The sequence below is a fragment of the Streptomyces sp. NPDC038707 genome (genome assembly GCF_040636485.1).
Taxonomy (GTDB): Bacteria; Actinomycetota; Actinomycetes; order Streptomycetales; family Streptomycetaceae; genus Streptomyces.
Map to the genome: position 1 here is coordinate 360,808 of NZ_JBEZUP010000002.1, position 22,151 is coordinate 382,958.

The window sequence follows — 22,151 nt, forward strand, 5'->3', positions numbered from 1 at the left end:
CGGACCAGGTGACAGGGGGAGGCACGATGCCCGGAACGGTGCTGCTGCTCGCGGCCTCGCCGGTGGGCCGGGGGCGCCTGGTGGACGCGGCCGGCGTCCTGCCGGTGCTGGCGGCCGTCGCCCCCGCCGTGCTGTCCGGCGCCGACACGGCGAACGTCGTCGAACTCGCCGACCCGCTGGAGCCGCAGGCCGTGCTGACCCGGCTGCGGGCCGCCGCGGCGGCGCCCGGGCCGCTCACCGTGTACGTCACCGGCCAGCTGCACCTGGACCGGCGCCAGCACCGGCCCCATCTGGCCCTGGCCCGCACCACCCCGGCGACCGTCCGCTACACCGCGCTGCCCTGGCACTGGATCCGCGAGGAGCTGCGCCTGCGCTCGGCCGCGGACACCGCGCTCGTCGTCGATCTGCACGCCGACGCCGAGACCTGGAAGTACCTCACCGAGCGCGGCCTGGACTGCGGCCCGTACACCGCCGTGTACGGCCGTGTCGCCCCGCCGGCCCGGCGGGGCCTGGCCGGGCCGGCGTACATGAAGACGGTCGCCACCCTGCTGCGCAGCGGCCACCGCCCGCCACTGGCCACCCTCCACGAACAGACCCTGAGCCGGATCCCGGAGGAGACCCGGGGCAACCTGCTGCTCGCGCACGCGGGGGGTCACACGGCGGCCGGGGCGGCACCGGCGGCCCCGTACGGCCCCGGGCGGGGCGTCCCCGGGCCGCCCGGCGTGGTGCCGCCCGGCGTGGTGCCGCCCGGCGAGGTGCCGGTCGGCGAGGTCCGGGGCGGGACGGTCACGGTGCCCGGGGCCGTCCGGGGCGGGGCGGCGGAGGGACCCGCCGCCGATCCCCATGCCGCCATCAGCGCCGCCGTACAGGGCGGGCGGCATCACGAGGCGGACGGACTGGCCGCGCGGTACGAGGAGGCCGCCGCGCGGGCGTACGGCGGCGGGTCCGAGCAGGCGCTGCACTGGCGGGAGGTCCGGGCCGATCTGGCGATGTTCGCCGGGGACCCGGCGCGCAGCTGCCGGGCCTGGCTGGCGGTGGCCGAGGCCCGGCTGGCCGCCGGGCAGGCGGCGGACGCGCCCGCCGTGGAGGCGGCCGTGGACCGCGCCCACCACCAGTGGGGCCGCATCGAGGACCCCGCGCGGGCCCGCGAACTCGGTCCCGCGCTCGCGGAGTTGCGCCTCAGGGTGCCCGGGCGCCGGCGCGGCGCGCTGGAGAACGTCCAGCGGCAGCTGGGCCGTCTCCAGGCCGCGCCGTAGGCCCGGCAAGCGGGCCCGGGCCGGCCGGAAGCGCTCAGGCCAGCCACACGGTGGTGTCCGGCGGCAGCACCCCGTCGCCCGGCAACGGTGCGCTGCTCAGCAGGACCTCGCCGGGCGGCAGCGGCACCGGCCCGTCGCCCAGGTTGGTGACGCTGCGCCAGGCCTCGGTACGGGTGAAGTCCAGCACGCCGGCGGGCGCGCCCGGGGTCCAGGCCAGCGTCTCGCCGTCCAGCAGCTTGCGGCGCAGCCGCAGGGCCGTGCGGTACAGCTCCAGGGTGGAGCCCTCCGTACCGGACTGCGCCTCCACCGCGTACGCCGCGAAGGACGCGGGCTGCGGCAGCCAGCCGGCACCGGGCCCGAAGCCGTACGACGGTCCGGTCGTCGTCCACGGCAGCGGCACCCGGCAGCCGTCGCGGCCCTTGCGGGTGTGGCCGGTCTGCTCCCAGATCGGGTCCTGGAGCACCTCCGTGGGCAGATCGGCGACCTCGGGCAGGCCGAGTTCCTCGCCCTGGTACAGATACGCCGAGCCGGGCAGCGCCAGCATCAGCAGCGTCGCCGCCCGGGCCCGGCGCAGTCCGGCCGCCGGATCGACGGCGGGCGCCGTGCCGTGGGTGAGCAGCCAGGCGTCCGGGCCGGTGCCGGGCGGCAGCATCAGCCGGGAGGCGTGCCGTACGACGTCGTGGTTGGACAGCACCCAGGTCGCGGAGGCACCGGCCGCGCGGGCCGTGTCCAGCGCCCCGGTGATGATCCCGCGCAGCTCCTCCGCGTCCCAGCGGGCCTCCAGGTACTCGAAGTTGAAGGCCTGGCCGAGTTCGTCGGGGCGGGCGTACAGGGCCCGGCGGTCGTCCGGGACCCAGGCCTCGGCGACGGCCATGCGCGGCGGGCGGTAGGCGTCGAAGATCTTGCGCCAGTCGCGGTAGATCTCGTGCACCTCGTCCCGGTCCCAGTACGGGTGGCTGCCCGGCGGCAGGTGCGCCAGGGCCGCCTCACCGGCCGTGCCGAGGGCGCCGAGGTCCCGCAGCGGCTCGGTGAGGTCCTTGGCCAGGCCGTGCGCGACGTCCACGCGGAAGCCGTCCACGCCCCGGTCGGACCAGAACCGCAGGGTGGTGCGGAAGTCGGCGCGGACCTCCTCGTTGTCCCAGTTCAGGTCGGGCTGCTCGGGGGCGAACAGGTGCAGGTACCACTCCCCGTCGGCCACCCGCCGCCAGGCGCTGCCGCCGAACACCGACTGCCAGTCCGTGGGCGGCAGTTCGCCGTGCGCCCCGCGCCCCGCCCGGAAGACGTACCGCTCCCGGGCGGCCGAGCCGGGCCCGGCGCGCAGCGCCTCCTGGAACCAGCGGTGCAGATGGGAGGTGTGATTGGGCACGATGTCCACGACGACCTTCAGCCCCAGCCGGTGCGCCTCACCCACCAGGGCGCCGAAGTCGTCCAGGGTGCCCAGGCGTTCGTCGACCCCGCGCGGGTCGATGACGTCGTAGCCGCCGTCGGCGAGTTCGGAGGGGTAGAAGGGGCTCAGCCACAGGGCGTCGACGCCGAGCGCGGCGAGGTGGGACAACCGCTGGGTCAGGCCTCTCAGGTCGCCGAGGCCGTCGCCGTCGGCGTCGGCGAAACTGCGCGGATACACCTGGTAGATGACGGCCTGACGCCACCAGTCGGGGTTCCTGGACGAGAGGTCCGGCGGGCGGTCTGCCATGCGGGCTCCCTAGGGACGGACGACAGTTACGGAATCTGTATCTGTCCACATTGCCCGAAAGGGAACCTTTTCCGGGGCGATCAGCCGGCGCAGTGCTCCAACAGGCCCCGTACGTCCTCGTCCACCACCCGATAGCGCACCACGCGCCCCTCTTTCTCCCCCGCCACGACCCCCGCCGCGCGCAGCAGCCGCAGGGCCTGGGACACGGCCGGGTCGTTCATGCCCGTGGCGATGGCCAGGTCCGAGACGGCCAGCGGTCCGGTCCGGTGCAGCGCGAGCAGCAGCGCGAGCCGGTTGGCGTCGGCCAGCAACGAGAAACGGCCGGCCCAGGCGCGCACACGCCCCGCGTCGCCGATGGCGGCGATCGCGTCACACACCCGGTGACCGTCGATGGTCCGACGATCGGCACGGTCGGCAGGCACGAGATGCATGCGCCCATCCTGACAGGCCCCGGTGTGATCTTGCATACCTGCGTGAATGCGCAGCTATGCAGGAAACCGCGTGCCCCTCTACGGTGGGCGGGCCGTGGTGCTCGGGAAGTCGATGCAAGGTCGACGCGGCCCTCGCCACTGTGATCGGGGAGTTCCCGTTCCGTCCGGCACACCGCCGGGCCACTGGTCGTACGACCGGGAAGGCAGGGACGGCGGACGTGTGACCCGTAAGCCAGGAGACCGGCCACGGCAGCTCAGAAAGATCCACGAGGTGCTGGAGCTGACCATATGAACCTGCCCGGGACGTCTCTGTCCGAGTCCGCGCACCCCTCGTTCCGCTGGCGACGCGAGGACACCGTCAAGACGGCGGGGCTGCTGGTGGTGATCCTCGCCCTGCACGTCGTCGCCTTCGGGATCCTCTATCTGCTGGTCGCCCCACGGCACTACCAGGTGGGTTCCCAGGTGTTCGGCGTGGGCCTGGGGATCACCGCCTACACCCTCGGTGTGCGGCACGCCTTCGACGCCGACCACATCGCGGCGATCGACAACACCACCCGCAAGCTGATGGCCGACGGCAAGCGGCCGGTGTCGGTGGGCTTCTGGTTCGCCCTCGGGCACTCCAGCGTGGTCGTGCTGCTGGCCCTGCTGATCGCGGGCGGCACCTCGCTGGCCGGGAAGGTGATGAACGAGGGTTCCGCCACCCACCAGGTGCTCGGAGCGCTCGGTACGACGATCTCCGGGTCCTTCCTCTATCTCATCGCCGCCCTGAACCTGATGGCCCTCGCCGGCATCCTGAAGGTCTTCCGGGCGATGCGCGCCGGCGCGTACGACGAGACGGAGCTGGAACGGCACCTGGAGTCACGGGGGTTCATGAACCGGCTGCTGGGGCGGCTGACCAAGTCCGTTTCCCGCCCGGGCCAGATGTATCCGCTGGGCTTCCTCTTCGGCCTCGGCTTCGACACGGCCACCGAGGTCACCCTGATGGTGATGGCCGGTTCGGGCGCGGCGGCCGGCCTGCCCTGGTACGCGATCCTGTGCCTGCCGCTGCTCTTCGCCGCCGGGATGAGCCTGTTCGACACCCTGGACGGCACGTTCATGAACTTCGCCTACCAGTGGGCGTTCGCCAACCCCGTCCGCAAGGTCTTCTACAACCTCGCCATCACCGGCCTGTCCATCGCGGTGGCCTTCTTCATCGGCACGATCGAACTGGTCGGCGTGGTGCACGAGAAGTTCGGCCTCGCCGATCCGGTGACCGGCTGGGTGGCCGGCCTCGACCTGGACAACGTCGGCTATCTCATCGTCGGCCTGTTCGTGGCGGTGTGGGCGGCGGCGCTGGCGTACTGGCGGCTGGCACGGGTGGAGGAGCGCTGGGCGGTACGGGCGGCGCCGTCCGACTGAGCCGGCGGGCGAGCGCGGCGCGGACCACCGGCTGGGGCGGCGTGTGGCGGAGCATCGGCGGCAGGACGGTCATGGCGGCCTCATCCGCCGGGACAGCGCGGAGGCCATCGGCGGTCCGCCGTCCAGGCTTTCGGCCGCCCCGCGGAGGACCGCCGTCACCCGGTCCGCGCGGGCGGCCGCCGCGCCCGCGCCGAGCGGTCGGCGAGCGGCAGGGCGACCGCGGGCGGCGCCGCGGCCGGCACGCCGAGCCGGACCGGGCGGCCCCGGGACACCCCCGGTCGGTCCGGCGCCGGGCAGCCCGTCCGGCAGCAGCCGCGCGGCCGGCCCGAGCGGCGGGAAGGCGGCGAACGCCAAACCCTCGCCGCGCCCCGGACCGCCGCCCGGCAGGGCCTAGGACCGTTCCACCGTCTCCAGGTACAGCTTCACGTACCGCTCCACGTCCACGTCCAACGCCACGTCCACCCGGGCTCGTTCGGGGCCGTCGTCGTGGATCTCGGCCTCGCCGGGACCGGGCCTGAGGTCCACGACGGTCTGGCCGCGGGCCGGGCCGGGCGCCAGGCAGACCTCTACCGGCAGCAGCCGGGTGGTGAGCCCCGCCGGATCGGCGACCGCGCACACCGCGCCCGCGTCGCCGAGACCGCCCGCCTCCTCCGTCCCCGGCTCCCCGCCCTGCGAGGTCGGCCGGCACCTGAGCAGGTCCCCGGCCAGGCGGGCGCCGGGCTCGTCGCTCGCCCGCAGCCGGCGCACCTCCGCGCCGGGCACGACGACCCGCCGGAACACGTCCAGCCCGTACATGGTGATCGGCACCTGCGCCGTCAGCAGCACCGCCGCCGCCTCGGGGTCGTGCCACACGTTGAACTCCGCGACCGGGGTGGCGTTCCCGGTGGTCACCGCCCCGCCCATGAACACGATCCGCTCGATGTTCCGGGTGACCCCGGGGTGGGTGCGCAGCAGCAGCGCGATGTTGGTCAGCGGGGCGGTCGGGATCAGCGTCACGGGGCGCGGGGAGGCCAGGATCTCCCGGTGCAGCAGGGTGACCGCGTCCACGTCCGCCGGGACGCGGGAGGGCACCGGGAGCCCCAGGTCGCCCATGCCGTCGGCACCGTGCACCGGCGCCCGGCGGGCCGGCTCGACCAGCGGGCGCTCGGCGCCCCGCGCCACCGGGATGTCGGGGGCGCCCGCCCGCTCGAGCACGGTCAGGGTGTTGCGGACCACCCCGTCCACGCCGGTGTTCCCGGCCACGCAGGTCACGGCCCGCAGGTCGAGCCCGGGATGGCGCACGGCGAAGAGCAGGGCCAGGGCGTCGTCGACGCCGGTGTCGCAGTCGATGATCACGGGCACGGGCTGACCGGTCACGGCGGTCTCCTTCCGTCCAGCCGACCCTAGAACAGAAGGACTTGCCGAGGCTCTGCGTCCCGGAGCGCGCCGGGACGGTCGCCGTGCCGTCGTGCTCGACGGGCGCTGCGGGCACTGCGGGCACTGCGGGCGCTGCGGGCACTGCGGGGCGCGCCGTACGGACGGGACGACGGCGGCAGTGGCCGTACGGACGGGACGGCGGCAGCGGCCGTACGGGCCGTCGCGCGGAACGCCCCCGGTGCCCGTACGCCCTCACCCGTACGGCGCCGAGCGCTGGTGGGCGGCTCTGCCCGGTGGTGCCGTGAGACCAGGCACCCCGCCGGCCGCACGCAGTCCAGGAGGCACCGATGTCCCCCGCGATACCCCCGCGCGTCCCCCGCCTCCCCCGCGCCGTCGCGCTCCCCCTCCTCGCCACCGGCCTGCTGCTCGGCGGAGGCTGCGCGGCCCTCCAGCTGAACCACCCGGCGAGCGCCCCGCACCCGCTGCCCACCCTCGACCGGCCGGCGTCGGCCCAGGCGTCCCGGCGGGCCGACGGGTCCACGCTCAGCGACGAACAGGCGCAGGCCGCGCTGATCACCCAGACCGACCTCGGCGCCCCCTGGACCGCGACGCGCGGTGCGGCCACCTGGCGGGACGGGCTGCTCAAGAGCCGCACCGCGACCGGGGAGTGCCAACGGCTGCTGGACGCCCTCTACATGGACGAACTCCTCGGCGCCCCGGCGCGCGTCGCCGTCGGCCTGGACGACGCCGACACCGAGGCCCAGCTGCGGTTCCAGATCGGCGCCCGCCGCCCGGCGGACGTCGACGCCGCGCTGGCCTGGCTGGCGGAGATGCCGGTGCGCTGCGCCCGGTTCACGGCCGCCACCCAACTGGGGCTGCTGGAGGACGTGCAGGTGAGGGACGCCCCGCTGCCGGAGGTCGGGGACGCGCGCCAGGGGCTGCGCGTCACCTGCGCCGCCACCGGTTCCGACGGGCAGCGGTTCCTGCTCACGATGGACGTGGCCGCCGTCCGGGTCGGCGAGGACGCCTTCGCGCTCACCAACGCCGGCCTGGGCGACGTACCGAACGAGGCGACCCAGGCCGCCGTCCAGATCGGTGCGCTGCGGCTGGCCGACATCCGCCGGCAGGAGCGCGCGGAGGTGTGAGGACCACACCGCTCGGCACGCACCCGCCGCTTCCCCCCGGGCCCCAAGGCCCCAGGCCGCCCTTGCCGTCGGGACGCGACTGCGCCTAGGTTGAACGGTGGATCAAGCATGCTTGACGCTCCGCCGTTGTGTTGCGAGGTCGCCGTGCCCGGACGTACATCCGCACCCTGCGCACCCCCCGTCCGCCCCCGCGTACGCCCGGCCGGGTGGGCCTGTGCCGCCCGGGGTGTCGCCGCGGCCGTGATCGCCGCGTCCGGTCTGCTGCTGGCGGCCAACGCGGGCCCGGCCGGCGCCGCCGACACGCCGCGGGAACCGGCACCGGCGGTCCAGGAGACGGGCGGCTGAGACCGCCGTATCCGCCCCCCGGGTCGTCCTTGCGGGTGGCCGGGGAGTACTCGCCCTGCGGGGAGTGACGTTGTGGGCCAATATGGTGACATTGGCCGCATTGCTCCTTCTAAGGGGGCCTCCATGGCTGTGGACATCCCTCCGCTCGTCAAGACGTCCCGGCTCAGAAGCCGGGGCGGTCTGCTGGGCGAGTGCCTGGCGGAGTTCTTCGGGACCTTCGTCCTCATCTCCTTCGGCTGCGGCGTGGTCGCCATGGCGGTCGCCGCGCTGCCCGGCTCCGGCCGGGCCGCCACCACCACCACGATCTTCCTGGCGGCCGGCGACTGGCTGCTCATCGCCTGGGGCTGGGCGTTCGCCGTCATGTTCGGCGTCTATGTCGCCGGCGGCGTCAGCGGTGCCCACCTCAACCCGGCGGTGACCCTGGCCATGGCCCTGCGCCGGGGCTTCTCCTGGGCCAAGGTGCTGCCGTACTGGTTCGCCCAGGTCGTCGGCGCCCTCACCGGCGCGGCGCTGGTCTACCTCGTCTACCACGACGCGATCAGCGCCTTCGACCGCACCGTGGCCGGACCGAAGGTGAACGGGCACACGAACACCACGTTCTCCATCTTCGCCACCTTCCCGGCCCCCTACTTCCACGGCGGTGTCTGGGGCCCGCTGATCGACCAGATCGTCGGCACGGCGTTCCTGCTGATGCTGATCGCCGCCGTCAACGACCTGCGCAACCAGGCCGTGCGGGCCAACCTCGGCCCCCTGGTCGTCGGTCTCGTCGTCGCCGCCATCGGCATGTCCTACGGCGCCAACGCGGGCTACGCCATCAACCCGGCCCGCGACTTCGGCCCCCGCCTGCTCACCTACGCGGCCGGCTGGGGCAGCCTGGCGTTCCCGGGCAGCGTGTCCGGCGCCTTCAGCGGCTACTGGTGGATCCCGATCGTCGGCCCGCTGATCGGCGGCGCGCTCGGCATCCTGCTGTACGACCTCTTCATCGGCGACGTCCTGCTCACCCGCAGCGAGCTGGCCCAGCTCCCCCCGCCGGGCCGCTCCATGCCGGCGCGGACCCGCCCCGAGGAGTGAGGCACCGGCCCTCGCGTCCCTGCCCGCCCGTTGGAAACCCCGTGACCCCTCTCCCCCGGACCGTACGTCTGCGATAATCGCGCTCCATCCATGACGGGGAGTCAACTCGCCGCCGGGCGAGGGGAGTAGGCACGATGACCGCCGGGCGACGGCGGGCCCTGCTGATCGCGGTGCCCGGCTATCCGCAGCTGGAGCGGGTGGAGGAGCTGAAGGGCCGGTTCCCGGGCCTGCCCTTCACCGCCAAGGACGCCGCGACCCTGCGCGCCACCCTGCTGCGCAGCGGCTACCGTCCGGAGCACGTGACCGTGCTCGACGACGAGGACGCCACCGGCGAGGGCGGCATCCGTGACGAACTGGGCCGGTTCCTGAACTCCCTGGAGGACGGCGACACCGGTCTCGTCTACTTCACCGGCCACGGCGTCCGCTCCGGCGAGAAGGACTACCTCGTCCCCAGCGACATCCGCGCCGGCTGGGGCCGCGCCGGCGAGCGCACCCTCGGCCCGCACGGCCTCATCGAGGTGGCCCCCGACGAACTGCTCGCCCCCTTGCGCTCCAGCGCCACGGTGATGCTGTGCCTGGACGCCTGCCGCAGCGGCGGAGACGTCCCGCCGCCCGCCTTCGACACGCTGACGATGGGCCGCCCCTGGGACAACGTCGTCCTGCTGAGCGCCTGCTCCCCCGGCGAGGAGGCCCTGGGCCACCCCGACGCCGGCAGCGTCCTGGCGATGGCCCTGAGCGAGACCCTGGCCCCGGAGTCCTCCGCCCGCACCTTCCGGCAGGTGATCGAGCGGGTGAAGCGGCGCGCGGAGGAGATCGCGGCCGGCTACACCCACCGCAGGCCGCCCACGGTCAGCAGCCGGTGGCTGGGCGAGGACCTGTCGGGCGGCGCGCACGCCGACGCGGTGCTGTGCGAGGCCATCGAGTCGGCCGGCCCCTGGACGGACGCCGTCCTGCGGTCCGCCCTGTGGGAGCGGACCGACGGCACCACGCCCGCCCAGCGCGGCCGGGCCAAGGAGCAGCTGTCGCAGGTCGTGACGAAGACCGTCGCGCTGCGCGCGCTGCGCGAGCCGGAGGCCGACCCGTGGGACGACCCGCTCGTGCCGCGACGGCTCATCGAACGCCTCGACCACCTCGTGGAGGCCGCGGGCGCCCGGCTCAGCCTGATCGAGACCGTGGTGCTCCTCGGCGCGCCGTTCCTGCGCGAGGCCGCGCTGTCCTGCGGCCTGGCCGCGCTGCGCACCCTGCACGGCGACGGCCCGGACCACGCCGCCCCGGCGCGCGAGCTGCCCGAGGACAGCTTCCCGGCCCATCTCGACCGGGACATGGCCGACGTGCGGCGCGCCCACCGGCAGATCGAGGCCACCCGCCGGACCCTGCTGCGCCGCGGGCACGAGGCCGACGCGCGCAGCGCCGAGTACTGGCTGCGGCACCGCTTCCTCGCCGACTGGGACCTGCTGTGGGAGCAGCGCGGGGACGCCGAGCTGGACAGCCTGCGCGCCGCGGTCGACCTGCTGGTGCGGGCGGCGGAGAGCGCGGCCGGCCTCACCCTGGGCACCGAGGAGCGCGGTGTGCTGCGGCGCGCCGTCGTCCACGTCGTCTCCCAGCTGGGCACCGGCACCCCGGCCGGCACCGTCGCCCCGGACGGCGCGCCCTGGGACACCGACCTGTGCGCCTACCTGTGCGGAGAGGCGGACCGGTGGAGCTGGCGCCCCCGTGAGCTGGCCACCCTGCTGCACCTCGCCGGACTCCTCGCGATCGACCCCCGTCAGCTCGACGGCGTCCTGGTCGACCACCTCGGCCCGCGCGCACCCACCCAGGTCCGGCCGGCGGGCATCAAGGAGGAGATCGCCGCGAACGACGGCTTCCGGCCCGCCGGCGGTGCCTGGCCGCCGGGGAACGGGACGCCCGGCCCCGCCCCGGGCACCGTCTGGCGGCTGGTGTTCAAGTGCTCGGGCCCGGCCCTGTTCACCGCGCTGGACCGGCTCGCCACCCGGATCGCCGCCGTCTCGGACGCCACCCGCCGTGCCCAGGGTGCCCTGCGCCCCGGCGACCTCCTGTACGGCCTGCCCCAGCTGGTCAAGACGGAGGGCCTGCTGCCGCGCAACCGCGGCTTCGACAAGCCCCCGCCCCGGTTCCGGCTCGCCGAGGACGAGGTCAAGCCGCTCATCATGGGCACCCAGCTGTACGGCGACCGGATGCTGGCGGTGCGGGAGCTGTACCAGAACGCCCTCGACGCCTGCCGGGTCCGCCAGGCCCGGCGCCGGTACGCCGAACACGCCCCGGCGGCCGGTGCCCGCACGGAGCGGGAGCAGCTCGACGGGAGCCACATCGTCTTCACCCAGGGCACCGACCCGGACACCGGCCGCACCTACATCCAGTGCGAGGACAACGGCGTCGGCATGACGGCCGAGGAACTGCGGGACCTGTTCGCCCAGGCCGGCCGCCGCTCCGAACAGTCCGCGGCCCGCATGCGGGAGATGCGCCGCTGGCGCCGCCGGGGCGTCACCACGGAACTCAACAGCCGGTTCGGCATCGGCGTGTTCAGCTACTTCATGCTGGCCGAGGAGATCGAGGTGACCACCCGCCCGGTCAACACGTCCGGCCTGGCCCTGGACGGCCACCGGGCCGGCGTCACCGCCGGCTCGGGCCTGATGCACCTGGTCCGCGAGTACGGCGAACTGCTCGGCGGCGGCACCCGGGTACGTCTGTACCTGCACGACGATCCCGAGGAACGGGACGAGGGCCGCCCGTCACTGATCGCGGCCCTGCGGGAGTTCCTGTGGGTCAGCCCGGTAAGGGTGACGGCCACGGAGTACGACGGCGATCCGGCGGAGTGGCAGCCGGGGGAGCTGTACGGCGACTCCTCCGTGCCGGGCGCGCGCATCGCCGCCACCGAGGGCGTCTGGTGGGTGCGGGGCGAGGGCATGCTGCTGGCGGACGGGCTGCTGGTCTCCAGGGCCGTGCGCCCCGAGGGATACGTGATCAACCTGCGCGGCAGGCACCGGCCCGAGCTGAGCGTCGACCGCAACCGCTTCCTCGGGTACGACGAGCGTCGCGTGGAGGAGGACCTGAAGGAAGCCGTCCCCGCACTGGTCCGCTCGGCGTGGCAGCCCTTCCCGCTGGAGTGGCTGTGGAGACTCACCAAGTCCTGGCCCCGACTCGCCCAGGACGTCCTCGGGGAGCTGATGGCGCACGATGTGCGGGTGTCGGTACCGGTCCAGCGGGGGCGCGACGTCTGGGACGGTGAACGACGGGTGGTCGCGTTGCGGGACGTGGGCTGCCTGCCCGTCGACAACGACATACTCGGACTGGAGTTCCCGCCCATCGGCCTGGACACCGGCCTTGACATGCGGTTCTTCGAGGCGTGGCGCTCCGGCGTGCTGGGCGTCGGACGGGTCTCGCTGCCGCTGCCCACGCCACCCGGTCTGCCACGGCCCGCGCCCCTCGACGCCGCTCTGTTCGCCGAAACACCGCTCGGGCCCTTCACGGGTCCGCTGCGTGCCGCCGCGGACACCGGACTCGCGCTACGGGAGATGATCCGGTGTCTGCGCCGGTACGCCGTCATGGGGGTGCGCGTTCCGGAGGTGGCGGACGTCCGTGCCCTGGCGGATTTCGTGCCCGAGCCTCTGATGGCCACGCTGTACGGGGAGTACACGAAGGAGGCCGAACGTGGTGAGACGGAGCCGGACCCGGCCGGACAACAGGCGCTCCGGCAGGTGCTGGTGCGGGTGTCCGCCAGGGAGAAGGTGAGCCTGGGCGTCCTGGCGGAGCTGTTCGCCCGGCTGTCGCGTCTCGATCCGTCGCTTCCCGCGCTGCCGGACCTGGAGGGGCTCGGTTCCCATCGCGTGGACGCGCGGGAACGCCGCGTCCTGGTGGCGGACGTGTCGAGCAAGACGATCTTCAACAGTCCTCCGTCGCTGCCCGCCCTCGTGCGGCCGCTGGACGTTGTCCGGCGAGCCCTGGACACCGGTATCCCGCCGGCGGAGATCGAGGCGGTCGTCCGCCGTTTCTCCCCCCTCGGTTACCGGCTCACCGGGCCGGAGCTGCCGTACCTGCTGGACGAGTCACAACTCGCCGCGCTCAGCCGCGACCTGGACGCGAAGCCCCCGTTTCTGCCTCCCGACCCGATCGGCCTGCGGCACCTGGTCCGGTTGGCCGCCCGGCGCGAGGAGTCGGTCGGGGCCACGGCGTCCTGGCTGACCGGCTGGGCGGCCCCGCTGGGCGTCGAGGTGGTGGACCCGGGCCCGCTCGCCTCGTTCACGCCGCCCACGTGGTGCGGTCCCCTGCCGCCGCAGCTGCTCGGTGCGGCGGACCGTGAGATGACCCCCTGGGAACTGCTGAGGGTCTTCGAGAGACTGGGGGACTCCGTCGCGGTGTCCCGGCACCTCGCCGTCGTCGACGTACTGGCCGACGCGGGTCTGGTCGAGCGCCGGACGGCCGAGCTGGCTCGCGCCTGGTACGCCAGGCCCGCGCCCGTAGGGCCGTTTGACGCCGGGAGGAAGACCGCCCGCCGACGGGGGACGGCGTTCCCCACGCTGGCGGGGTACGTCGGTCGTGACGACCGGCTGCGGACGGTAGCGCTGGTGGTGCTGGCCGACGCCTTCCAGACGAGCATCGGCACCATCGCGGAGCAGGTGCGGAGCCAGGCGCTCGGCTACGGCTTCGAGGTGCCCGAAGTGCCCGAGGAGACCGCCCTCCTGCACCCGGACGACTTCGTGCAGGATGTACTGAGCCCCCACGGCAGGTGGCGGTCGTTCATCCCGCTGAGACTCCTCACCGTCTTCGCCGACAATCACGGCATCGACCTCCGCACCGCCGCCGCCGAACTCAACGCCTACGCCCCCCTCGGCGCCCCCACCGTCCCGGTGCGCCCGGGCTTCACGCCCCCGGCCGAACCCGGAGAACGCGACACCGCCGCCGAACTCGCCCTCCTCCAGTCCTGCCTGGACGACTCCTGGACCCTCCCCCCGCTCGGCCTGGTCGTCGCCGCGGCCCGGCTCGGGGAGGGGCTGCGGGAGACGTACCGGCGGCTCGGGCCGTTCACCGGGCTCGGGCTGGAGCTGCCGTACCCGGAGCCCGGCTGCGACCGCGTTCCCGACTGGCGGGACGTCGTACTGCTCACCGCCCGGCTCACCGGCAGGGACCCCGTGCTGTCGGGCGAGGTCGGCGCGGGCCACCTGGAACTGGCCGCGGAGGAGACGGAGCTGACGGTGGACGAGGTGCGCGCGCGGCTGGCCGACTACGCGCCGCTGTTCGGGTTCCGTCTGCCGCCGCACGAGAGGAGCTGACCGCGTGACGCACGACCACGACCCCAAGCCCTTCGAGTCCCGGCACCTGCCGGACCAGACGGGATTTCGCTGGGACTTCTCCGGCGGGCGGCTCGTCATCACCGGCACGTGCCCGGCCTGCCGCGGCGCGACCAGCCACCCGGTGCCGGACATCAGGCCCGGCACGGTCGCCAAGGGGCCGTTGCGCAGGACGGCCGCGCGGGACGAGGTGCCGGACGAGGTCTACATGCGCTGCCGGTGCCGGCTGCCGCACCCCGGGGACGCGCACGAGAACGGCGGCTGCGGGGCCAAGTGGGTGGCCGTGCGCCGGCCGGGCACCGGCGCATGACACCGGCGCGCGGATACGAGCCCGAGGAACTGGAGCGCGCCCAGCAGCGGCTGGACGCGATGGCGCACGACCAGCTGGGGATCGCGCGGGCGCAGGCGGAGGGCTGGCGGAACTTCCTCGGCGCCGCCACCGGGCTGCTGGCCGCGGTACTGGTCCTCAAGGGCCGGGAGAACGTCGCCGAACTCCCCGGCGGCTGCCGTACGGCGGTCGTCGCGCTGGTGGCGGCCGGGCTGGTGCTGCTGCTCGGCGCCGCCTTCCTCGCCGTGTCCGCCGCGCACGGCCGGCCCGGTGACGAGCTGCGGTACGCCCATGCCGCGAGGCTCCTGGAGTGGGAGGAACGGGAGCTGGACCGGATCGCGGCGCGGATCGGCGCCGCGCGCTGGGCGGCCGTCGCCGGCGTACTGGCCACCGCCGCCGGGATCCTGCTCACCTGGGTGGCGCCCGGGCCGGAGGACCCGGTGCCCACGGTCCGGGTGCACACCCGGGGGGAGGCCCTGTGCGGCGAGCTCCTCGCGGCCGACGGCAGCGGCGTCACCGTGAGGATCGAGCCGAAGGGCGGCAAGGGAGCCGTCACGGTCCGCCATCTCACCTGGGAACGCGACGCGGTGAGCGTGGCCCCGGCCACCGCCTGCTGACCGCCCGGCCGGTCAGGTGCCGCTGCCGGTGATCGTGACCCGGACGCCGACGGCGGTGTGCTCGTACAGCCAGCGGGCGTCGGCGGTGCGCAGCCCGATCACGCTCAGCGTGGACGGGCGGCGCCCGGGGACGTCGGTGGCGGCGGCGGTGCCGTAGAGGAAGTGCGGCTCGCGCTCGGGGCCGCTGAAGGCGATCACCCAGTCGTGCCGCTCGATGTCGCCCGTCGGCGAGGCGCTGAACCGGGCGTGCCGCAGGCGTTCGGTGACCCGGGCGACCGCATCGCCGCGGAACGGCCGGTTCATGCCGGGCGCGGAGATGGGGAACGTCCGCCCGCCTGCCCGCAGTTCGAGCGCGGACAGGTCGATCCGGATGTCGTCGACGGCGGTGTCGGCATCGGGGGAGGGGGGCGGCGCCGGGGCGGTCGTGGAGGCGGTCGCGGCGGGCGGGGGCGCCGGCCGTCCGCCGCCGTCCAGCAGGGCCGTGGCGGTGAGGACGGCCGCGCCCGCGACGGCGAGGCCCGCCGACACCAGCCCGGCCCGGCGGGCGCGGCGGCGCAGCACGGCCCGGCGGCGGACGGCGGCGCCCGGGCCGGGCGCGGGCCGCCGGCCCTGCCCGGCGACCTCGCGCAGCGCGTGCGTCAGCCGGTCGGCGCTCTCCCCGGGCGCGGCCGGGTCCGTCGGGTCAGGGAGCATGCGTGGCCTCCTTCGTCCCGGTCATGGTCCCGGACTCCTCGGGCGACAGCCGGCGGGCGAGCGCGGCGCGGCCCCGGGCCAGCCGTGCCTTGACCGTGCCGGCGGGCGCGCCGGTCTCCGCGGCGATCTGCTCCACGCTCAGGTCGCACACGTGGTGCAGCACCACGGCCAGCCGCTGCGCCGGGGGCAGCGCGCGCAACGCGGCGACCAGGGCGACGTGTTCCGGTCCGGGGCCCGGCACCTGGTCCCGGGGAGTGTCCTTGCGGACGAGTTCCAGCCAGCGCCGGGCACGCCGGAAGCGGCTGACCGCGAGCCGGGTGGCCACCGTGCGGATCCACGCCTCCGGGGCCTCGGCCGCGTCGAACGACGTCCGCCGGTCCCAGGCCCGTACGAACGCCTCCTGGACGACGTCCTGCGCCTCGGCGTGGTCGCCGGTGAAGGCGTACAGCTGCCCCACCAGCCGGGGGAAGGCAGCCGTGTAGAAGGTGTCGAACTCCTCCTCCGTCATCACGCCCCCGTGCTCCCCCTCTTGGAGAGGTGCATCCTACGGCGGGCGGGGGGCCGGAAATCTTTCCCCGTACCGGTGCAACCGGGGCGCCGCGCGGTGCGTACAGACGATGTCCGTACGCATCCCAGGGGGGAACCTCCGTGTCCACGCACGCGCATCGCTCACGCATCCCGCACGACCCGTCGGCCCGCCCGGCCGTCCACCGTCCGAGAACCGTCGCCGGTGCCCTGGCGGCGGCCTGCGCGCTGGCGCTCGCGGCGACCGGCTGCGCGTCCACCACCTCCACGGCCGCCGTCGGGCCGGCCGCCCCGTCCGGCGCCCGCGCGTCCGCCGCGCCCCGCCCCACCGCGCCCGCCGTCCCCGAGCCGGCCGCGCTGGCCGGGGCGGAGGTCAACGTCGGCGAGGGGGCCACCGTGGGCGTCGGCATGCCGATATCCGTCACCTTCCCGCACCCGGTGCCGCGCTCCGAGCGGGCGGCGGTGGAGCACTGGCTCGGGGTCGGCACCCGGCCCGCCGTCACGGGCGCCTGGAGCTGGGTGAAGGACCGCAACCTGCTCGACGGCCAGCGCGTCGACTACCGGCCGCCCGCCTACTGGAAGCCCGGCACCCGCGTCACGCTGCGCGTCGGCAGCCACGCCGTACGGCACTTCTCCGTCGGCCGCTCCCTGACCGCGACCGTCGACGTGCGCACCCACACGATGACCGTCACGGAGGACGGCCGGCCCGCCACCCGCGTCCCGGTCACCGCCGGCCGCCCCGGCCTGGACACCTGGAACGGCACGATGGTCGTGATGGACAAGCAGCCCAGGGTCTACATGGACTCCCGGACCGTCGGCCTCGGCGACGCCTACCACGGCTACTACGCCTGGGCCGTGCACACCACCACGTCCGGCACCTACGTCCACCAGAACCCCAACGCGAACACGTACGCCGGCCGGGCCAACGTCACCCACGGCTGTGTCGGCCTGGCCACCGACGGCACCGCCGAGCGCTTCTACCGGCGGGTGATTCCCGGTGACGTCATCCGTGTCACCGGCTCCAAGGACACCGTGGAGCCCGGCAACGGCTACGGCGACTGGAACCTCACCTGGTCCGAGTGGCTGGCCGGCAGCGCGACCCGGCACGGCGGCGACGCGCGCTGAGGCGCTGAGACGCGGCGGGGGTCAGAAGGCGAGCAGCAGCGCGGCCAGCGCGGTGCAGCCCGCGCACACCGCGACCACCGCGAGCACCACGGCCAGGCAGCGCCGCCGCAGCTCCTGGTAGCGGTGTTCGTACTCGGCCCGCAGCGACACGCACCGGGCCGCGACGCGCTCCAGGTCGGCGCGGGCCCGGCGCAGGCTGTCGGCGGTGTACTGCCGCTCGACCTCCTCGCGCTGGGCCGTGGTCAGCCAGTCCAGGGGGCCGGTGAACTCGCGGGCGCGCTGCTCCGCCTCCGCGACGCGGGCCTGCCACAGCAGATAGCCCTCGACCTCGTTGCCGAGGTCGCCGCCCGCTCCGGTCCCCCGCTTGCGCAGGCCGCTCATCCGCGGGGCCGGTCGCTGGTGGCGATCTCGTAGCCCTCCTGCTCCCGCGCCGCGATGTCCGGGTGGTGCAGGTCGAAGGCCGGGGACTCGCTGCGGATGCGGGGCAGGGTGACGAAGTTGTGCCGTGGCGGCGGGCAGGACGTGGCCCACTCCAGGGAGCGGCCGTAGCCCCACGGGTCGTCCACGCCGACCGGGGTGCCGAACTTCGCCGTCCGCCACACGTTGTAGAGGAACGGCAGCATCGACAGGCCGAGCAGGAAGGAACTGATGGACGACAGCGTGTTCAGCGCGGTGAAGCCGTCGGAGGCCAGGTAGTCGGCGTAGCGGCGGGGCATGCCCTCGGCGCCCAGCCAGTGCTGGACCAGGAAGGTGCCGTGGAAGCCGACGAACAGGGTCCAGAAGGTGATCTTTCCGAGGCGTTCGTCGAGCATCTTGCCGGTGAACTTGGGCCACCAGAAGTGGAAGCCGGCGAACATCGCGAAGACGACCGTGCCGAAGACCACGTAATGGAAGTGGGCGACGACGAAGTACGAGTCGGAGACGTGGAAGTCCATGGGCGGCGAGGCCAGGATGACGCCGGTCAGCCCGCCGAACAGGAACGTCACGAGGAACCCGGCCGCCCACAGCATCGGTGTCTCGAAGGAGAGCGAGCCCTTCCACATGGTGCCGATCCAGTTGAAGAACTTCACCCCGGTCGGCACCGCGATGAGGAAGGTCATGAAGGAGAAGAAGGGCAGCAGCACCCCGCCGGTGACGTACATGTGGTGGGCCCACACCGTCACGGACAGGCCGGCGATGGCGATCGTCGCGGCGACCAGGCCCATGTAGCCGAAGATCGGCTTGCGGGCGAAGACCGGGATGACCTCGGTGACGATCCCGAAGAACGGCAGGGCGATGATGTAGACCTCGGGATGGCCGAAGAACCAGAAAAGGTGCTGCCACAGCAGGGGCCCGCCGTTGGCCGGGTCGTAGACGTGGGCGCCGAAGATGCGGTCGGCCGCGAGGGCGAACAGCGCGGCGGCCAGCACCGGGAAGGCCAGCAGGACCAGCACACCGGTCAGCAGCACGTTCCAGGTGAAGATCGGCATGCGGAACATGGTCATGCCGGGGGCGCGCATGCAGACGATCGTGGTGATGAAGTTGACGGCGCCGAGGATCGTGCCGAAGCCGGAGAAGGCCAGGCCCAGGATCCACAGGTTGCCGCCGAGCCCGGGGGTGCGGGTGGCGTCCGACAGCGGGGTGTAGGCGAACCAGCCGAAGTCGGCCGCGCCGTTCGCGGTGAGGAAGCCGCCGACCGCGATGAGCGAGCCGAACAGGTACAGCCAGTAGGCGAACATGTTCAGCCGGGGGAAGGCCACGTCGGGCGCGCCGATCTGCAGCGGCATGATCCAGTTGGTGAACCCGGCGAACAGCGGGGTGGCGAACATCAGCAGCATCACGGTGCCGTGCATCGTGAACATCTGGTTGAACTGCTCGTTGGAGATGATCTGCAGCCCCGGACGGGCCAGCTCGGCGCGCATCAGCAGCGCCATCACCCCGCCGACCAGGAAGAACGCGAACGACGTCGTCAGATACAGCGTGCCGATCGTCTTGTGGTCGGTGGTCGTCAGCCACTTCACCACGACATTGCCGGGCTGCTTGCGCCGCAGCGGCAGCTCGTTCTCGTACGAGTCCTCGGCTGCCGCGCCTCCGCCCTGGGGTTCGTTCAGGATGCTCACAAGTCGTCCGTCTCCCGATGCTCGCGTCCGCCCGTGCGGTGACGGCGGTCCACCCGCCATCCTCACCGTCCGGACGCGCGCCGGGGGGTCCCCGGGGGGCCGGTGTGCGGCCGTCCGGGTGAGGGATACACCCGGACGCAGCAACGGACCGGCCGCCGCGGCGGGTCCGGGCGGCGTCGGCCGGGGTGCCCTCAGGCCGCCCGGATCCGGCGGGCGGGGAGCGAGGGCACCGGGGTGTCCCGTGCGGCCTCGCGGGCGAGGGCGGCGAAGAGACGTACGGCGCCGTTCGCGTCACCGGCCCGCCACAGCACGCCGTAGCGCAGCGGCTCCTCGCCCTCGACCGGCACGTACGAGACGCCGGGCCGGCCGTGGTAGACGGCGATGTGGGCCGCCGTCAGCAGGGCGCCCCGGTCGCCGGCGACGAGGGTCAGCGCCTCCTGGAGGCTGGTGACGGACGGCCCCTGCGGGACCGGCCGGCCGCCGGGGGTGCGGATTGGCTGCCGGTGCCGACGCCAGTGCTCCGGGAGGTCGCCCTCGACGGTCAGCAGGGTGACACCGGCCAGGTCCTCCGGGGTCACCGCGGCGCGCCCGGCCAGCGGATGGCCCGCCGCCACGGCGAGCACCCGGCCCTCGGTGAGCAGGGCGGGCCCCTGGCGCAGATCGTCGCCGTACGCGGAGTAGTCAGTCAGCTGGACGTCGTAGTAGCCGCTGCGCAGCAGTCCGTACGGATCGCCGAGCGGCACCTCGCACACCTCGACGGCGAGGGCGGGGCGGGCGGCGCGCAGCAGCTCGGCCGTCTTCAGCACGAGTTCCCCCGCCAGCGGGGTGGAGAAGCCGACGTGCAGGACGCCCTCCGAGGCACGCGCCGCGGCCACGGCGTGCGCCAGCGCGTCCTGGATGCCGCGGTAGTGCGGTTCCAGCTCCGCGCGCAGCCCGCTGCCCAGGTCGGTGAGGGCCACCCGCCGGCTCGTGCGCACGAACAGGGGCGCGCCGACGCGCCGTTCGAGCCGCTGGACGAGCTGGCTCACCCGGGCCCGGGACAGTCGCAGCCGGGCGGCGGTGCGGCCGAAGTGCAGTTCCTCGGCGAGGACGAGGAAGCAGGCGAGTTCGTTGTGGTCCACGTAGGTCTCCGGGGCCGCGGGCGGGGATCGGCGTCGATCGGTAAGCCTGGCTGAACGAACGTAGCGATCATCGCTGTTGTTCCCGCACGGCTCCCGGCGAAGGCTGGACGCACCGCCGAAACCCTTTGCTCCGGGAGGAGTTCATCGTGGTCACCACCCCCCGTGCCACGGCCGGGCCGGACGCCCGCCGCTGGGGCGTCCTGCTCGTGCTGTGCGGCGCGATCTTCCTCGAAGGCATCGACATCGCCATGCTCAACGTGGCCCTGCCGTCGATCCGTTCCGACCTCGGGATGTCCACGGGCGAGCTGCAATGGGTCATGAGCGCCTACGTCCTCGGCTACGGCGGCTTCATGCTGCTCGGCGGCCGGGCGGCCGACCTGTTCGGGCGGCGGCGGATGTTCGTGCTCTGGCTCACCGTGTTCCTGCTGTTCTCGGGGCTCGGCGGCCTGGCCGGGGAGGGCTGGACACTGATTCTCGCCCGGTTCGTCACGGGCGTCGCCGCGGCCTTCATGACCCCGGCGGGGCTGTCCCTGGTCACCACCGGCTTCGCCGAGGGCCCCGAGCGGGACAAGGCGCTGCTCGTCTACTCGGGCACCGCCGCGGGCGGTTTCACCGTCGGCCTGGTCGCCGGCGGGCTGCTGACCGCCGTGCACTGGCGGTGGGTGTTCTTCGCACCGGTCCTGCTCGCCGCCGTCATCCTGGCCGCGGCCGTCGTGTGCGTCCCCCGCCAGGCGCGCCCCGAGCGGTCCGGGCGGCGCGTGGACACGGCGGGCGCGCTCACCGTGACCGCCGCCCTGGTGCTGATCGTGCTGGGCGTCGAACGGGCCGCCCACACCGGCGCCGCCGTCACCGCGGGCACGCTGCTGGCCGGACTGGCGCTCCTCGGGGTCTTCGTCCTGATCGAACGGCGGTCCCCCGAACCCCTCGTGCGCCTCGGCCTCCTGCGCAGCGGCCCCCTGGTCCGGGCCAACCTCATGGCGCTGCTGTTCGCCGCCGCCTTCTTCGGCTTCCAGTTCCTCGTCGTGCTCTACCTCCAGGAACTGCGCGGCTGGTCCACGCTCCGGACCAGCCTGGCGATGCTGGTGGCCGGCATCGACGCGGTGCTGTCCCCGACCCTCACCCCGCGCCTCGTCAGGCGCTTCGGCAACGCCCGGGTGATCACCGGCGGCCTGCTCCTCGCGGCGCTCGCCTACGGACTGTTCCTGCCGGTGGGCGCGGACTGGACCTACGCGGCGATGTTCCCGAGCCTGCTGCTCGTCGGCCTGGCCTTCTCGCTGGCGTACGGGCCGCTGACGATCACGGCCACGGAGGGCGTCGCGGAGGACGAACAGGGAGTCGCGGGCGGGCTGCTCTACACCGCCTTCCAGTTCGGCGCCGCGCTCGGTCTGTCCGCCGTCACCGCGGTCGCCGCCCATGCCGGGGCCGGGCGCCTGGCCGGCTACCGGGCGGGGCTGCTGGTGCCGTTCGCGGCGGTCCTCGTGGCCGTCGCCGTCAGCGTCCTCGGCACCCGCACCCGCCGGGCCACCGTCTCCGCGGGAGAGCCGGAGGGGGAGCCCACGGGGAAACCGGACGCGTCCCGGGTGTAACGCGTGCGCTCCCCCACCGCGTGTAAGAGATGACGCCGGCCATGGGAGGAAAACAC

Annotated in this window: 17 protein-coding genes and 1 riboswitch; of the genes, 9 read left to right on the forward strand and 8 right to left on the reverse strand. The window is 74.3% G+C overall.

Translation table 11 applies throughout. The features are described 5' to 3' along the window. Positions 1 to 26 precede the first annotated feature (26 nt). On the forward strand, positions 27 to 1,256 hold the full coding sequence (locus tag AB0E62_RS04240) for a hypothetical protein (protein ID WP_362187750.1): 1,230 nt from the start codon (positions 27 to 29) through the stop codon (positions 1,254 to 1,256). Between the two features lie 34 nt (positions 1,257 to 1,290). On the opposite strand, the gene AB0E62_RS04245 is transcribed toward AB0E62_RS04240, so the two are convergent. Together AB0E62_RS04245 and AB0E62_RS04250 are read right to left on the reverse strand one after the other, a co-directional pair. Next, positions 1,291 to 2,949, reverse strand: a complete 1,659-nt coding sequence (locus tag AB0E62_RS04245; RefSeq protein ID WP_362187753.1) for a glycoside hydrolase family 13 protein — start codon at positions 2,947 to 2,949, stop codon at positions 1,291 to 1,293. 80 nt (positions 2,950 to 3,029) lie between these two features. Then, on the reverse strand, positions 3,030 to 3,380 hold the full coding sequence (locus AB0E62_RS04250) for a metalloregulator ArsR/SmtB family transcription factor (RefSeq protein WP_362187756.1): 351 nt from the start codon (positions 3,378 to 3,380) through the stop codon (positions 3,030 to 3,032). Between the two features lie 78 nt (positions 3,381 to 3,458). Beyond that, positions 3,459 to 3,644, forward strand: a riboswitch (cobalamin riboswitch). A 24-nt stretch (positions 3,645 to 3,668) separates the two neighbouring features. On the opposite strand from AB0E62_RS04250, the gene AB0E62_RS04255 reads away from it, so the two are divergent. Further along, on the forward strand, positions 3,669 to 4,778 hold the full coding sequence (locus AB0E62_RS04255; protein ID WP_362187759.1) for a HoxN/HupN/NixA family nickel/cobalt transporter: 1,110 nt from the start codon (positions 3,669 to 3,671) through the stop codon (positions 4,776 to 4,778). A 390-nt stretch (positions 4,779 to 5,168) separates the two neighbouring features. On the opposite strand, the gene AB0E62_RS04260 is transcribed toward AB0E62_RS04255, so the two are convergent. Then, on the reverse strand, positions 5,169 to 6,134 hold the full coding sequence (locus AB0E62_RS04260) for a nucleoside hydrolase (protein ID WP_362187762.1): 966 nt from the start codon (positions 6,132 to 6,134) through the stop codon (positions 5,169 to 5,171). A 347-nt stretch (positions 6,135 to 6,481) separates the two neighbouring features. On the opposite strand from AB0E62_RS04260, the gene AB0E62_RS04265 reads away from it, so the two are divergent. The 5 genes from AB0E62_RS04265 (at position 6,482) to AB0E62_RS04285 (ending at position 14,946) form a co-directional block, all read left to right on the forward strand. Next, positions 6,482 to 7,279, forward strand: coding sequence for a hypothetical protein (locus AB0E62_RS04265; RefSeq protein WP_362187764.1), 798 nt, complete (start codon positions 6,482 to 6,484; stop codon positions 7,277 to 7,279). Positions 7,280 to 7,747: 468 nt separating this feature from the next. Next, positions 7,748 to 8,695, forward strand: coding sequence for an MIP/aquaporin family protein (locus AB0E62_RS04270; RefSeq protein WP_362187767.1), 948 nt, complete (start codon positions 7,748 to 7,750; stop codon positions 8,693 to 8,695). A gap of 134 nt (positions 8,696 to 8,829) precedes the next feature. Beyond that, positions 8,830 to 13,983, forward strand: coding sequence for a caspase family protein (locus tag AB0E62_RS04275; protein WP_362187770.1), 5,154 nt, complete (start codon positions 8,830 to 8,832; stop codon positions 13,981 to 13,983). 4 nt (positions 13,984 to 13,987) lie between these two features. Beyond that, positions 13,988 to 14,311, forward strand: coding sequence for a hypothetical protein (locus tag AB0E62_RS04280; protein ID WP_362187773.1), 324 nt, complete (start codon positions 13,988 to 13,990; stop codon positions 14,309 to 14,311). Then, positions 14,308 to 14,946 carry a hypothetical protein gene (locus AB0E62_RS04285; RefSeq protein WP_362187776.1) on the forward strand — a complete coding sequence of 213 codons (639 nt, stop codon included), beginning with the start codon at positions 14,308 to 14,310 and terminating at the stop codon, positions 14,944 to 14,946. Before AB0E62_RS04280 ends, AB0E62_RS04285 begins: the two co-directional genes overlap by 4 nt. 12 nt (positions 14,947 to 14,958) lie before the next feature. On the opposite strand, the gene AB0E62_RS04290 is transcribed toward AB0E62_RS04285, so the two are convergent. Continuing rightward, on the reverse strand, positions 14,959 to 15,639 hold the full coding sequence (locus AB0E62_RS04290; protein ID WP_362187778.1) for a L,D-transpeptidase: 681 nt from the start codon (positions 15,637 to 15,639) through the stop codon (positions 14,959 to 14,961). Beyond that, positions 15,629 to 16,147 (reverse strand): SigE family RNA polymerase sigma factor, encoded by a 519-nt coding sequence (locus tag AB0E62_RS04295; protein WP_362187781.1) that lies wholly within the window; start codon positions 16,145 to 16,147, stop codon positions 15,629 to 15,631. The genes AB0E62_RS04290 and AB0E62_RS04295 overlap by 11 nt, the downstream gene beginning before the upstream one ends. Positions 16,148 to 16,287: 140 nt before the next feature. Here AB0E62_RS04295 and AB0E62_RS04300 point away from each other — a divergent pair, with 140 nt between their 5' ends. Next, positions 16,288 to 17,289 (forward strand): L,D-transpeptidase, encoded by a 1,002-nt coding sequence (locus tag AB0E62_RS04300; protein WP_362187784.1) that lies wholly within the window; start codon positions 16,288 to 16,290, stop codon positions 17,287 to 17,289. Between the two features lie 21 nt (positions 17,290 to 17,310). Here the strand turns inward: AB0E62_RS04300 and AB0E62_RS04305 are convergent, their stop codons facing one another. The 3 genes from AB0E62_RS04305 to AB0E62_RS04315 all read right to left on the reverse strand — a co-directional run bounded on the left by AB0E62_RS04305 (position 17,311) and on the right by AB0E62_RS04315 (position 20,509). Next, positions 17,311 to 17,670 carry a cytochrome C oxidase subunit I gene (locus tag AB0E62_RS04305; RefSeq protein WP_362187787.1) on the reverse strand — a complete coding sequence of 120 codons (360 nt, stop codon included), beginning with the start codon at positions 17,668 to 17,670 and terminating at the stop codon, positions 17,311 to 17,313. Continuing rightward, positions 17,667 to 19,388 (reverse strand): cytochrome c oxidase subunit I, encoded by a 1,722-nt coding sequence (gene ctaD, locus AB0E62_RS04310; protein WP_362187790.1) that lies wholly within the window; start codon positions 19,386 to 19,388, stop codon positions 17,667 to 17,669. The genes AB0E62_RS04305 and ctaD overlap by 4 nt, the downstream gene beginning before the upstream one ends. Before the next feature lie 191 nt (positions 19,389 to 19,579). After that, the gene (locus tag AB0E62_RS04315) at positions 19,580 to 20,509 is read right to left on the reverse strand and encodes a LysR family transcriptional regulator (protein ID WP_362187793.1); all 930 of its coding nucleotides are present in this window, start codon (positions 20,507 to 20,509) and stop codon (positions 19,580 to 19,582) included. A gap of 146 nt (positions 20,510 to 20,655) precedes the next feature. Here AB0E62_RS04315 and AB0E62_RS04320 point away from each other — a divergent pair, with 146 nt between their 5' ends. Next, positions 20,656 to 22,095, forward strand: a complete 1,440-nt coding sequence (locus AB0E62_RS04320) for an MFS transporter (RefSeq protein ID WP_362187795.1) — start codon at positions 20,656 to 20,658, stop codon at positions 22,093 to 22,095. Positions 22,096 to 22,151: the final 56 nt, after the last annotated feature.

Coding starts and splice junctions, on each gene's coding strand:
- AB0E62_RS04240 (WP_362187750.1), top strand. CDS start 27: ATGCCCGGAACGGTGCTGCTGCTCGCGGCCTCGCCGGTGGGCCGGGGG.
- AB0E62_RS04245 (WP_362187753.1), bottom strand. CDS start 2,949: ATGGCAGACCGCCCGCCGGACCTCTCGTCCAGGAACCCCGACTGGTGG.
- AB0E62_RS04250 (WP_362187756.1), bottom strand. CDS start 3,380: ATGCATCTCGTGCCTGCCGACCGTGCCGATCGTCGGACCATCGACGGT.
- AB0E62_RS04255 (WP_362187759.1), top strand. CDS start 3,669: ATGAACCTGCCCGGGACGTCTCTGTCCGAGTCCGCGCACCCCTCGTTC.
- AB0E62_RS04265 (WP_362187764.1), top strand. CDS start 6,482: ATGTCCCCCGCGATACCCCCGCGCGTCCCCCGCCTCCCCCGCGCCGTC.
- AB0E62_RS04270 (WP_362187767.1), top strand. CDS start 7,748: ATGGCTGTGGACATCCCTCCGCTCGTCAAGACGTCCCGGCTCAGAAGC.
- AB0E62_RS04275 (WP_362187770.1), top strand. CDS start 8,830: ATGACCGCCGGGCGACGGCGGGCCCTGCTGATCGCGGTGCCCGGCTAT.
- AB0E62_RS04285 (WP_362187776.1), top strand. CDS start 14,308: ATGACACCGGCGCGCGGATACGAGCCCGAGGAACTGGAGCGCGCCCAG.
- AB0E62_RS04290 (WP_362187778.1), bottom strand. CDS start 15,639: ATGCTCCCTGACCCGACGGACCCGGCCGCGCCCGGGGAGAGCGCCGAC.
- AB0E62_RS04295 (WP_362187781.1), bottom strand. CDS start 16,147: ATGACGGAGGAGGAGTTCGACACCTTCTACACGGCTGCCTTCCCCCGG.
- AB0E62_RS04305 (WP_362187787.1), bottom strand. CDS start 17,670: ATGAGCGGCCTGCGCAAGCGGGGGACCGGAGCGGGCGGCGACCTCGGC.